12 protein-coding genes and 1 pseudogene are annotated in these 12,312 nt (G+C 57.8%); 5 read left to right on the top strand and 8 right to left on the bottom strand.

Going from position 1 to position 12,312, the window contains the following annotated elements; translation table 11 throughout:
- Positions 1-3: 3 nt before the first annotated feature.
- Positions 4-1,418, bottom strand: a pseudogene (locus tag GOX66_RS01575) (diguanylate cyclase).
- A 66-nt stretch (positions 1,419-1,484) separates the two neighbouring features.
- On the opposite strand from GOX66_RS01575, the gene GOX66_RS01580 reads away from it, so the two are divergent.
- The 5 genes from GOX66_RS01580 (at position 1,485) to GOX66_RS01600 (ending at position 5,894) form a co-directional block, all read left to right on the top strand.
- A complete protein-coding gene (locus GOX66_RS01580) occupies positions 1,485-1,769 on the top strand; it encodes a DUF3572 domain-containing protein (RefSeq protein WP_170758924.1) in 285 nt (94 codons plus the stop codon).
- 25 nt (positions 1,770-1,794) lie between these two features.
- Complete coding sequence (locus GOX66_RS01585) at positions 1,795-2,487, top strand: HAD family hydrolase (protein WP_170758926.1); 693 nt, start codon at positions 1,795-1,797, stop codon at positions 2,485-2,487.
- Positions 2,488-2,607: 120 nt separating this feature from the next.
- Positions 2,608-4,167 (top strand): trimethylamine methyltransferase family protein, encoded by a 1,560-nt coding sequence (locus GOX66_RS01590; protein WP_170758928.1) that lies wholly within the window; start codon positions 2,608-2,610, stop codon positions 4,165-4,167.
- Between the two features lie 121 nt (positions 4,168-4,288).
- Positions 4,289-4,879, top strand: coding sequence for a heme NO-binding domain-containing protein (locus GOX66_RS01595; protein WP_170758930.1), 591 nt, complete (start codon positions 4,289-4,291; stop codon positions 4,877-4,879).
- Complete coding sequence (locus GOX66_RS01600; protein WP_170758932.1) at positions 4,872-5,894, top strand: GGDEF domain-containing protein; 1,023 nt, start codon at positions 4,872-4,874, stop codon at positions 5,892-5,894. Before GOX66_RS01595 ends, GOX66_RS01600 begins: the two co-directional genes overlap by 8 nt.
- Positions 5,895-6,016: 122 nt before the next feature.
- Here the strand turns inward: GOX66_RS01600 and GOX66_RS01605 are convergent, their stop codons facing one another.
- The 7 genes from GOX66_RS01605 to GOX66_RS01635 all read right to left on the bottom strand — a co-directional run bounded on the left by GOX66_RS01605 (position 6,017) and on the right by GOX66_RS01635 (position 12,297).
- Positions 6,017-6,715, bottom strand: coding sequence for a CbiX/SirB N-terminal domain-containing protein (locus GOX66_RS01605; RefSeq protein ID WP_170758933.1), 699 nt, complete (start codon positions 6,713-6,715; stop codon positions 6,017-6,019).
- 71 nt (positions 6,716-6,786) lie between these two features.
- Positions 6,787-7,719, bottom strand: a complete 933-nt coding sequence (locus GOX66_RS01610) for an AEC family transporter (protein ID WP_170758935.1) — start codon at positions 7,717-7,719, stop codon at positions 6,787-6,789.
- A gap of 62 nt (positions 7,720-7,781) precedes the next feature.
- The gene (locus GOX66_RS01615) at positions 7,782-8,579 is read right to left on the bottom strand and encodes an MBL fold metallo-hydrolase (RefSeq protein WP_170758937.1); all 798 of its coding nucleotides are present in this window, start codon (positions 8,577-8,579) and stop codon (positions 7,782-7,784) included.
- A complete protein-coding gene (locus GOX66_RS01620) occupies positions 8,576-9,382 on the bottom strand; it encodes a TatD family hydrolase (RefSeq protein ID WP_170758939.1) in 807 nt (268 codons plus the stop codon). The genes GOX66_RS01615 and GOX66_RS01620 overlap by 4 nt, the downstream gene beginning before the upstream one ends.
- On the bottom strand, positions 9,379-10,500 hold the full coding sequence (locus GOX66_RS01625; RefSeq protein WP_170758941.1) for a DNA polymerase III subunit delta': 1,122 nt from the start codon (positions 10,498-10,500) through the stop codon (positions 9,379-9,381). The genes GOX66_RS01620 and GOX66_RS01625 overlap by 4 nt, the downstream gene beginning before the upstream one ends.
- A 7-nt stretch (positions 10,501-10,507) precedes the next feature.
- Positions 10,508-11,134 (bottom strand): dTMP kinase, encoded by a 627-nt coding sequence (gene tmk, locus GOX66_RS01630; protein ID WP_170758943.1) that lies wholly within the window; start codon positions 11,132-11,134, stop codon positions 10,508-10,510.
- Complete coding sequence (locus GOX66_RS01635) at positions 11,131-12,297, bottom strand: D-alanyl-D-alanine carboxypeptidase family protein (RefSeq protein WP_336508932.1); 1,167 nt, start codon at positions 12,295-12,297, stop codon at positions 11,131-11,133. Before GOX66_RS01635 ends, tmk begins: the two co-directional genes overlap by 4 nt.
- Positions 12,298-12,312: the final 15 nt, after the last annotated feature.

The following is a 12,312-nucleotide window of genomic DNA, read 5'->3' on the forward strand; positions in this document are numbered from 1 at the left end:
ATCTCAGGCGGCGCTTTGCCGAACCCGGACCTGATTGCGACCAGCCGATTTCGCCGCATAAAGCGCGGTGTCGGCTGATTTTATCAGCGTGTCCAGCAGCGCAGGCTGGCGCAACTTGGATGAGGGCTGGGTTACGATCAGGCCGATGCTGATCGTAACCGGCACCGGGGCAGGGGTATCGGGCAGGTCGAACGGTTTCACACGGATGCAATCACACAGGTTCCGGGCCAGTTTCAGGGCCTTTTCCTGTGTGGTGTCAGCAAGGCCTATCATAAACTCTTCGCCACCGATCCGCGCGACAAAACCGGCAGAGGCGACCGTGCGCTCCATCCGAATGGCGGCTTCGGCCAGAACGTGATCCCCCCGGCATGACCAAACCGATCGTTGATGGCTTTGAAATGATCCAGATCAGCCAGCATGACGGCAAAGCCATGCCCGGCATGTGTGGACCGGTGGGCAATCAGACCCATCGCGTGCATTGCATAGCGGCGATTATGCAAACCGGTCAGAGGGTCAACCCAGGATTCGGCGATCCCTTGCCGCAGAGAGGCGCGCATCTGGTCCAACCGCGTTATGCGGGCAACCTGGCCATCCAACCGCAGCAGCGTTTCCTCGGCGCAGAATCCGTCCATGCAAATCGCGTCAGCCCCCCGGTCCAGCGCTTCCGAGGCCAGGTCGGCGTTATCGCCTTCAACTATACCGATCACCACGGTGTTCCGCGTGGCACCTCTCGATTTCAAGTCGGCAAGCAGGTTCAATCCGAAAGGGTTCGCGCTCACTTCAAACAAAATTGCATCCGGAACAGGCCCGGATAGAAGTGCCTGAAGGTCCGATACTGTGTGCGTGGACAGGTTGTGTCGTGTGGATTTCGATAGTCCGATTTGCCATAGCGCGCCGGTGTGTGAGGTTTGCGTCAGAATAGCAACACGGCCTTCCTTGCGAGGGGTTATTAGCGCGGCAGTAGGTTCGGCAAACCCAATCGGCTGCGATCCATTCCCGACACGCAAATCCTGTGTATCTGCGCGTACTCGCAACAGGCTGCGTACCCTCGCCAGCAAAAAAGTATCCTTGAACGGATGTGCCAGAACATCGTCCAATCCGTCGGCCAGGGCCTGTAACCTGGCTGCTTTGTCATTTTGCGGAGCGATAGCAACCACTGGCACATCAATCAGGTCCGGATCCGCCATGACCAGCCTTTTTACATCTGCAGCGGTGCCGTCCGGCAATGTCTGAGAGGTCAGCACCAGATCGGGTTTCGTGCGCCGCAACAGCCCGGCAAGCCCCTGCAGCTTTTCGCCCTGCACGACTTGATACCATGCTGCTGTTAGTTGAACTTTCAGCATGATGCGATTGGTCGAGGTCCCGTCGAGGACAAGGATAGTTCCCTGCACGGACATTTGAGTCACCATTGATTGCATGCGTTGCCAAAGTCTTTATGAGTCTGGTTAACAAACCCTTTCCAAGTTCTGATCCGGGGCCGTTTTATGCCGATTCCTGCCCATTCCGCTGAAGCACTGGCGCTCAATGTTCTGAGCTGGCTGGTTGGAAACGAAGAATTGCTGCCTGTTTTTCTTGGATCGACCGGTGCATCCGCTCAGGATTTGCGGGACAGGGCGGCCGAGCCGGATTTTCTCGGGTCAGTTCTTGAATTTCTTTTGCTTGACGATTCGTGGGTGATCGCCTTTTGTGACGCCAATTCGGTGCCGTATGACTTACCTGTCCAAGCCCGTGCTGTATTGTCCGGGGGCGCAGACGTCCACTGGACCTGATCCACCTCACTTGCAGGAGCCCCAAATGCCCATCGACGCGATCTTGTTCGACAAGGATGGTACACTTTTTGATTTTGCAAACACATGGGGAACCTTCGGGCGCAATATTGTACTGCGTCTGGCAGATGGCGACCACGCGCGGGCTATGGAACTGGGACGTGCCATCGGTTTCGACCTGGAGGAGGTCACCTATTCCGAAGACAGCATCGTTATTGCCGGGACGGTTGAGGAAATTGCCGAAGTTCTGGTCCCGCTTCTGCCGGACATGTCGCTTGCGGAACTGATTGAGGCAATCAATGCCGAAGCGGCGTCCGCACCTCAGGCGCAAGCAGTGCCTTTGATTCCGTTTCTGGATGGGTTGCGACAGGCGGGGCTTAAACTGGGTGTGGCTACCAATGACAGTGAGGGGCCGGCCTTAAAACACCTGGAATCGGTGGGAATTCGCGATCATTTCGATTTTGTTGCGGGCTATGACAGCGGACACGGGTTTAAGCCCGGGCCTGGGCAATTGCTTGCATTTGCCGCGCAAGTCGGCGTGGCCCCTGAACAAGTGGCAATGGTCGGGGACAGTCTGCACGACCTGCAAGCCGGGCGCGCCGCAGGGATGACCACAATCGGTGTTCTGACCGGGTTGGCTCAGACCGAAGTGTTGGCGCCAATGGCAGATGTCGTGTTGCCGGATATTGGGCACATTCCTGACTGGCTGGCAAAAATCTGAACCGAAATGCTCTGGATTCAGCTGTTCTGAATTCGAAACCGACATAGCTTGTCGCATTCAGAGCGGCTACATACCCGGCTTCAGGGCTTGCTTGAGAAAACGCAAGTTCCGGAGGACACAATGGCTGACACAAAAACCCGCAGACGTCGCGCTGGAGGGCGAGCCGGTGCCGCAGAACGCAGGGGCAGTGCCGTGATCGATCAGATGCCCTGGAACCCTCCGGTCAATATCGACAACCCGACCGAGCCGCTGGGCGAGGATGGAATCGAGGCGATACACGAAGGGGCCATGCGAATCCTCGAAGAGATTGGTGTCGAATTCTACAACGAAGAGGCCAAAGGCATTCTGAAGGAAGCTGGTTGCACGGTTGAGGGCGACAACGTTCGCATGGGCCGGGACTTTGTGATGGAAATGGTGAAAAAGGCACCTTCCAAATTCACCATCACTCCGCGCAATCCTGATCACACAATCGAGATTGGCGGCAAAAATATCGTGTTCGGCAACGTGTCATCTCCACCGAATTACTGGGATATGGAGATCGGCACCAAGGTTCCAGGAAACCGGCAAATGTGCCGTAATCTGTTGAAACTCACCCAGTATTTCAACTGTATCCACTTTGCAGGGGGCTATCCGGTCGAGCCGGTCGATATTCACGCCAGTGTCCGGCATCTCGACGTTCTCTATGACAAGCTGACCCTGACTGATAAGGCCATGCACGCTTATTCGCTGGGCAAGGAACGTGTCGAAGACGTGATGGAAATGGTCAGGATCGCTGGGGGGTTAAGCCACGAGGAGTTTGAAGAAACCCCGCGGATGTACACCAATATCAACTCTACTTCACCGCTGAAACACGACCACCCGATGATTGACGGTTGTTTGCGTTTGGCGCGTCGTGGGCAGGCGATCGTGGTGACGCCGTTTACACTTGCCGGGGCGATGGCACCGGTGACGATGGCCGGAGCAGTGGCTCAATCGCTGGCCGAAGCCCTGTGCGCAATCGCTCTGTTTCAATATGTTCGCCCCGGGATACCCTGTGTCGTCGGAACGTTTACATCCAATGTGGATATGAAGTCGGGTGCTCCGGCGTTTGGCACACCGGAATATATGCGCTCGACCCAGATGACAGGACAGATGGCGCGATTTTATGACCTGCCAATGCGCTCATCGGGCGTTTGCGCAGCTAACGTGCCGGACGGGCAATCGGTGTGGGAAACGTCGAACTCACTGTGGGCGGCTGTGCAGTCGGGGACGAATATGGTCTACCACGCGGCCGGATGGCTGGAAGGCGGGCTGATCGCAAGCCCCGAGAAATTCATCATGGATTGCGAGGTTCTTCAGCAAATACAACGTTATATGCAGCCCGAGATAACGGCGACCGGACCCGATGAAATCGCGTTGGATGCGATCCGTTCTGTTGGAAACGACGGCCATTTCTTTGGTATCCAACACACGCAGGACCGCTACACAACTGCGTTTTATCAGCCCTTCCTGAGTGATTGGAAAAACTATGAAGGCTGGGATGTCGCCGGAGGTATATGGACTGCAGAACGCGCCCATCACATGTTCAAGGAAATCATCACCAGCTTTGAGCCGCCCGCGCTGGACGACGGGATTCGGGAAGAACTTGCCGACTTCGTGGAACGCCGCAAGGCCGAGGGTGGGGCGCCTACGGATTTCTAGCTTTTTCGCAAGGACTTCCAGTTCGAGACTTGATCATATTGTCTGAATCTCGCCATCCATCTTGGGGGTTTGTTAAGGATTGTCAGGCCAGACTGGGCGTGTAACCAATCTGGGGCATCTCATGCATGGTCTGATCAATCGGGCGATACAGTCCTTTGTATGCGCGACTTACGGGCAATCGTGCTGGCTACGTGTGACCGAGGCGGCCGATCTGGGCTTTGCCGAGTTTGAAGCCATGCTTGTCTATGATGATGACGTGACTGTCCGCGTCATGGATGCGCTTTGCGCTGATCTGAACAGGCCACGCGCAGAAATCCTTGAAGATCTGGGAACTTATCTGGTTTCACACCCCAATATGGAGGACTTGCGCAGGCTGCTGCGGTTCGGCGGCGTTACATATGTGGAATTCCTTCATTCTCTGGACGATTTGTCCGACCGGGTTCGGCTGGCAGTGTCCGATCTCAGCCTGCCCGAATTGGAACTCAGAGAAGTGAATCCAATGGAATATCAACTGTGTTGCCACCCGGGTTTGCCGGGCTTTTCCAGTGTCATGGTGGGCGTTTTGCGTGCCATGGCCGACGATTACGGAGCTTTGGCCATGCTATCCCATGATGGGCAGGAGGGTGAGGCAGACGTTATCTCAATAGTCCTTGTAGAAAGCGCATTTGCAGAAGGGCGCCATTTTGACCTGGGGCGCGCAAGTTATGATTGATACGGAAAACCTAGCGACTCTTCTGGATACGCTTTGCCCAATGTTCGTGCTGGTGGACGATGGGGGCAGGATAATTCGTGTCGGCCCAACATTGCAAAAATTACGACCTGATCAGCCGATGGCCGGCAAGAATTTTCTGGATGTCTTTGAGTTGGTTCGTCCCCGTGCCGTGACCACAATTTCTGCGCTAATGACGCTGGCGGGGGCAAAAGTGCATCTGAAACTCCACGATACACCGCGCACCGCGCTCAAAGGGTTGATCGCCCCGCTGCCCCACGGAAAGGGTGCGGTTATCAATCTGTCCTTCGGAATTTCGATATTGGATGCCGTAGGCGATTATGCTCTGACCAGCGCAGATTTCTCCGGCACCGATCTGGCGGTTGAGCTGCTGTATCTGGTTGAAGCCAAATCCGCCGCGATGGAAGCCTCGCGGTCGCTGAACCTGCGCTTGCAGGGGGCAATGCTGGCAGCTGAAGAGCAAGCATTTACCGACATGCTAACCGGAGTGAAGAACCGGCGCGCGATGGACGTCTTTCTGGGGCATCTGATATCCGGGAACTCGCCCTTTGCACTGATGCACCTGGACCTGGATTTCTTCAAATCCGTCAATGACAGGTTTGGACATGCCGCAGGGGATTACGTGCTGCAGCAAGCTGCCCGGATTATGGTGGAGGAAACCCGTAACGACGACACAGTTGCCCGCATTGGAGGGGATGAGTTTGTAATTATTTTCAAGGGGTTGGCAGACGAAATTATTATATCGGCAATTGCCGGGCGCCTAATTGACAGGTTGCAGATCCCCATGGTGTTCGAAAACAATACCTGCCGAATTTCCGCAAGCATCGGAACCGCCTTGTCCACTCAGTTTACACCGCCGAAAGCTGCAGAAGTCCTCCATGCTGCTGACCTCGCCCTGTATGAGGCAAAAAGGAATGGCAGGTCTCGCCATTGCCTTTATTCAACGCTTGTAGATCTTCAGAGAACGAACGCGGCAACCGATACGCCCTCGGAATAGAGAGTTGCCGGACTAACGAATGTCTGCAGCTGCAACACTTACGCAGCAGAACTAACGAGGGTTCGAAAGGCGCGCCTCTCGTCTGGTTTAGAAAACGCCAGAAGCTCAATATCTGAGTCAGGTTACGCCCCTTTGATGGCCCCAGTCAGTATCGCGGCAATATGCCGTTTAATTTGAGGCAACTCTCCAACAACGGGCATGACTTTTCCCTTAAAGGCCGCCTCGTCCAGTGCTTGCGGAACGTCATCAAGAACATGACCACCGGTACAGGCAAAAAAAGGCAGGCAGAGGGCCTGTTCCGAAAGGCCCGAGGCAGCTTCGGCGATGGAAGGGTGTTCTTCTACAAATCCAAGCTGAATTGATCTGAACGGTAGATGTTTCCCCAACTCGGCGGCAAAACTCTTTACCACTGCAGAAGGATTGCGACTACGACCTGAGCCGTGGGCCGCCAGAATCAAATCCGTGGCGTTTGCGGCCCAATGGTTTTCTGCCAAAGCATCCCGCAGCGCGTCGGCCACCAAGGCAGGCAACTCGACGTCCACTCCAAGTGGATCGAGGATTCGAAGTTGCCGGTCGCCGAGGCGCTTGGGCAAAGCGCTGGAAACAAACCAGCCTTTTGCCATGAATAACGGATAAATCACTGCAGTGTCAGGCATTTCCGCCAGCCTGCCCTCAAGGGCGCCTGGGGCAGCGAGTGTGGCCGAGTGGACAGTGACACCATCGCACAGCGTGTCCACATCGGCCGCATAGGCTGCAAGCGCCGCTTCGGCCGGGCTTGGGTCCGAAGGCTGACCATGGGCGACAATGAGGGCTTGGTGCATTGAAATAGTCCTGTTTGGTTGCCCGATAGGTGTTTCCTGATGCGCCAATGTCAATCCATGATTTGGCGATGTCAGCCCAATAGGGTCAGCCAAAGCCAGACCGTCAGAATGGATGCTGCCGTCCCAAGCAGTACAGAAGAGGCCGCGACCCGTTTGGCCCGGCCATACATGTTTGCAAAGATATAGGCGTTGAAACCCGGAGCCATCGCCGCGTTCAGAACGCCCGAACGGAACAAATCCTGCGGCAGCCCGACCGTAGTTCCGAACAGCCACACTAGGCTGGGGTGCAGCAACAGAGATACCCCACAGACGAACGCGATGGCACGCAGATCACCTTCGGGTTTGTATTTGACCAGCACGCCGCCCAGCGCAAACAGGGCTCCGGGCAGAGCCGCGCGAGTTACCAGGCTAAGGGCTTCGTCCACAACGGCCGGAATTCCAATCCCGGATAAGTTTACGATGAATCCCAATGCTATGCCAAGGATCAGGGCGTTGCGGAACATCGCGGACAACACGGACCGAACCATGTGGGTGCCGCCATTGCCGCGATTTCGGATCACCTCCATCACGGTGATGCCAACGCCGTAGCAAAAGGGGGAATGAAAGGCGATGATCGCGTAGTTTCCGGTGAGGTTCTCTGGTCCATAGGCGCGCTCGGTGATGGGCAGACCCAACAGAACCGAGTTGGAAAACAGACAGCAAAACCCGATGGCGACGCAATCTTCCCAGTCGCGGCCAAAGATAAAACGCGCGCCGAACAATCCGACAGTAAAGCACAGCGCGGCGGCGGTGTAGAAGCTGGCCAGCAACCGGGGATCAAAGCTGGCGCTCAGGTCCAGGTGCGAGATGGCCAGAAACAACAGACAGGGGATCGCGAACCCTTGGGTGAATTTCATCAGCCCATCGACATGGAGCTCTTTGAAATACCCCAGGCGGGTCGAGGCGTAGCCCGCTCCGATCACAAGAAAAACCGGAAGAATGACGTTGATCAGGCTTTGCAGCATTTTACCGCCCCGCTGGCGTTGCCGACATGGGCAGCGATATCGCGGACCGAAGGGGCAGCGTCCTACAGGGCCTGATGGATCACCATGCCGTCATACGCAGGGGTGATGTAGTCGGCGGTCTCAGCCTCGACCGTCGCGTAGTCGAGATCGATATGCATGTTGGTCAGAACTGCGCGTTTCGGTTGCAGTTGCTCGATCCATCCCAGTGTCTTTTCCAGATGGGCGTGGGTGGGATGCGGAGACCGGCGCAGGGCGTCAATGACAAGACAGTCCAGTCCCTCCATCAGTGACCAGGCATCGTCATAGATTTCGGCGACATCCGGCAGGTAGACCAGATTGCCCATCTTGAAGCCCAGCGAGTCGATCGAGCCGTGGTTGACCTTGAAAGGATGAAACGGGATCGGGCCACCCGGGCCGTTAATCTCAAACGGCCCGTCCAGGGTTTTCAGGTCAAGGATCGGCGGATAAGGCGAGTTTTCCGGTTGAACGAATGCATATCCAAACCGGCCCAGAAGATCGTTTTGCGTGTCGCCATCGGCCCAGACAGGCACTCTTTCACGCATGTTGAACACGATCATGCGCAGGTCGTCGATACCGTGCACATGGTCGGCGTGCGAATGAGTATAGACGACGCCATCCAGCCGCCCGGTTCCGCTGTCCAGCAGTTGGCTGCGCATGTCGGGCGTGGTGTCGATCAGAACCGAGGTCGTGCCGTCTGGCCCGTCGCGCTCCACCAGCATGGAACAGCGGCGGCGAATGTTCCTGGGGTTTTGCGGATCGCACTCGCCCCAATGCCCGCCCAGCCGGGGCACCCCACCTGAAGAGCCGCAACCGAGGATGGTGCAACGCAATTCGGTCATGCCGCCGCCTTATAGGTCGCGGCTTTGGTGAACAGTCGGTCGAAATTGGCCTGTGTCTGCGCAGCAAAATCGGCGTAGTTCATACCAAAAACCTCGGCCCCTTTTCGGGCGGTGTGGGCGGTGTAAGCTGGCTCGTTGCGCTTTCCACGATACGGTGGCGGCGCCAGGTAAGGCGCGTCAGTTTCCACCAGAACGCGATCGACAGAGGCGCTGGCGAAAATATCGCGCAATTCCTGGCTTTTGGGGAAGGCGGCGATACCAGACATGGACAGGTAAAAGCCCAGATCCAATGCAGCTTTGGCCAGATTGGCGGAGGAAGAAAAGCAGTGCATCACGCAGGAATAGGGCGCGTTGCGATGTTCTTCGGCCAGAATTCGCGCCATGTCGTCATCTGCGGCGCGGGCGTGGATAATTAGCGGCAGCCCGGTTCGCTGGGCGGCTTCGATATGAACACGCAGAGATTGCTTCTGCACCTCGGCGCTGTCTGCGGTGTAATGATAGTCCAGCCCGCTTTCGCCGATGCCCACAAATTTGGGGTGTTGGGACAATCCCACCAGTTCGTCGACCGTCGCCATCGGCTCTTCGGCGGCACTCATAGGATGGGTGCCAGCGGCATAAAACACGGGCGCATGCGCTTCGGCTATGGCGCGGACAGTGGGTTCGTTGCGCAGGCGTGTGCAGATCGTGACCATGCGGGTCACACCGGCGTCGGCGGCGCGCGTGACGATTTGATCAAGCTGGCCATCGAAATCGGGGAAGTCCAGATGGCAATGGCTGTCGGTAATCTGAGGGGTATCGCTCATCTGCTCTGACCGGCGGTTTCCTGTATCTTGAACACCGTATCTAGGACCAGAGCGGCAGGGTCAAGGTTCACCGCCTGCCCGTGACGCGCGCGGGCGGTGATTGTCGCCGCGACCTCGGCCCATCGGCGGGCCTGATGCGTTGACGTGGACAACCGAGAAAGCGTTTCCGCCTCGTTCGGCGCGGCCTCGGGCGTCGGAGGAGCGCCGGTTGCGCCTGTGAGCGCGAGTCGGGACAGGGCGATTTCGATCAGAGTTAGCAGCAGTTCGAACCGCTCTGCCGCGCCGCGCTGGGCGGCGGCCTCGGCCAAGGCCAATGCCCGCTGGCGATCCATCCGGGGCAGGGTCCCCAGAATAGCGATCAGTTCAGCGTAAATCTCAAGGCCGCCCAAATTGATCAACCGCACCGCGTCGCCCACAGAGCCAGTAGCCAATGCGGCCAGGTGTTCTGTCTGTGCGGGCAATTCTGCCCCGGTCTGCGTCAGGGCCGCTTGCATATCCTCTGAAGCCAGCGGAGACAGGCGCAGGGTGCGGCAGCGGGACCGAATGGTAGGCAGCAAGCGCGACGGCTGGTGCGAGACCAGCAGCAATGTGGTGCGGGCCGGGGGCTCTTCCAGCATTTTCAGCAGGGCATTCGCCGCACTGACGTTCATCTCATCCGCCGAGTCCACAATTACAACCCGGCGCCCGCCGTCGGCTGAGGACAGTCCGAAAAATTTTCCGAGTTTGCGGATGTCATCCACGACGATCTCATTCCGCAACCGCCCCTGATCGTTCATCGATCGGGTGATGGCGGCAAGACCGGGCTCAGCCCCAGCCAGAATACGGTGGGCGACGGAGTGATCCGGGTCGATCTCCAGCGTTTCGGGCGGCGGGGGCGGTCCGAACAGTCCGTCATCTTCTGCCGGAGGCGTCGCCAGCAGGAACCGGGCGATCCGCCAGGCCAGCGTGGCTTTGCCCACCCCTTGCGGACCGGTCAGCAGCCAGCCGTGGTGCAGGCGTTCCGAGTTAAACGCGCTCAGAAACGCCTGCTCAGCCGTGTTTTGCCCAAACAGTTGTTGGGTCTCACGCGGGTGAGGGGCACCGGGTGCCTGATCCGGGGTCGGGGTGTCGTCGCTCATAAATCGTCTATCGCATGGCTCGCAGGACGATATCTGTCACATCCTGTGCGACGCTGTCCATGTCCCGGTTGCCGTCGACCACACGAAAACGGCCAGCGAATTCTTTTGCCAGTGCCAGAAAACCTGCGCGCATCTTTTGTTGCAGGTCGAGTCCAAAGTCCTCGAACCGCTCCTCAGCTCCCTGTCTTCCCTTTGCCCGCGACAGGCCGGTTTGAGGGTCCATGTCGATCAAGAGGGTCAGGTCGGGCTCGCGTCCGATCATCAGGCTGTGCAGCTCATCAACCAACCCGCGCAGATCGCCGCGCGACAGGCCCTGATACATGCGGGTACTGTCCGCAAAGCGATCGCAGATCACCACTTTGCCGGCTGCCAGTGCCGGTTCGATTGTCCGCTCCAGATGATCGCGTCTGGCGGCGGTGAACAGCAGAATCTCCGTCTCAGCCGACCAGCGGTCAGGGTCGCCTTCCAGAACCAGACTGCGGATTTCCTCGGCACCGGTGGAGCCGCCGGGTTCCCGCGTCAGAACCACCTCGTGGCCCAGTTTGCGCAACCGATCGGCCAACATGCGCGCCTGCGAAGACTTGCCGGACCCGTCGATACCTTCGAATGTCAGAAACAACCCGGATTTCGTCACATTGCATCCAATGGATTGCCGATCACGTCGGTCAGGACGATGCCGCCCACAGTCATCATGCGTACCACAAACCCTCCGGTCGCAACGTTCTGGGCCGCCACCAACGGGCGCCGGATCTCCGGCAGACCTTCGGGCTTGATGACCAGCTCGGCCAGTTTCTGCCCCTTACTGATCGGAGCGTTGATGGGGCCGTCATAGACAACCTCGGCCTGGATGTTCTTGTCACCCAGCACAGGAAAAAGCAGGGTCAGATCCTCTTCGGGAATAAGGCCCACGGATTTGTTGGCCCCCATCCAGACTTTGGCCTCGGCTATCGGTGTTTCGGCGTCGGCAACTGTCCTCTCGACAAAATTTCGAAACGACCAGTTAACCACGGACTCAGCCTCCTCTGCGCGGCGGGCGGTGCTGTCGAGGCCGCTGAGCACAAAGATCACCCGGCGATCACCCTGCTTGGCCGATCCGACAAGACCATACCCTGCCTCCTGCGTGTGACCTGTTTTCAGGCCGTCGGCACCGATTCCCAGTTTCAACAGAGGGTTTCGGTTTCGCTTGTTTGACGGCGCGCGACCATCGAACTCAAACTCTTCCTCGGCGAACAGGGGGTAATATTCCGGGAAATCGCTGATCAGCCGGTTCGCGAGAACGGCAAGATCATGAACAGACATCATGTGTCCCGCAGCAGGCCAGCCGTTCGAATTGGCAAAGTTCGAATTGTCCATCCCCATCTGCTTGGCGCGCTGCGTCATATAGCGGGCGAATCCAGCCTCCGTCCCGTCGGGACTAAGCGCTTCGGCGATTACAACGCAGGCGTCGTTGCCGGACAGGACGATGATTCCGCGCAACAAATCCTCGACCCGGACGCGGTCCTGCGTGTTCAGGAACATGGTCGATCCGCCATAGCTCATGGCGTGTTCGGAAACCGGCAGTGTTTCGTCCAGCGTCAGACGTCCATCTCGCAATGCTTCGAACGCGACATAAAGCGTCATCAACTTGGACATCGATGCGGGTGGAAGCGGTTGATCGGCCTCTTTGGACAACAAAACCGTGCCGGTCGTCTGATCCATAACATATGCCGCTCGGGCAGTTGTATCAAAGGCATGTGCGGGCAGGGCAAATAGCGCCAGCACGAGGGTCAAAACGGATGATCGCAGTGAGGACAGCACGGGGGCCTCCTTTGT

Source organism: Ruegeria lacuscaerulensis (genome assembly GCF_013031245.1).
GTDB classification, from domain to species: domain Bacteria; phylum Pseudomonadota; class Alphaproteobacteria; order Rhodobacterales; family Rhodobacteraceae; genus Ruegeria; species Ruegeria lacuscaerulensis_C.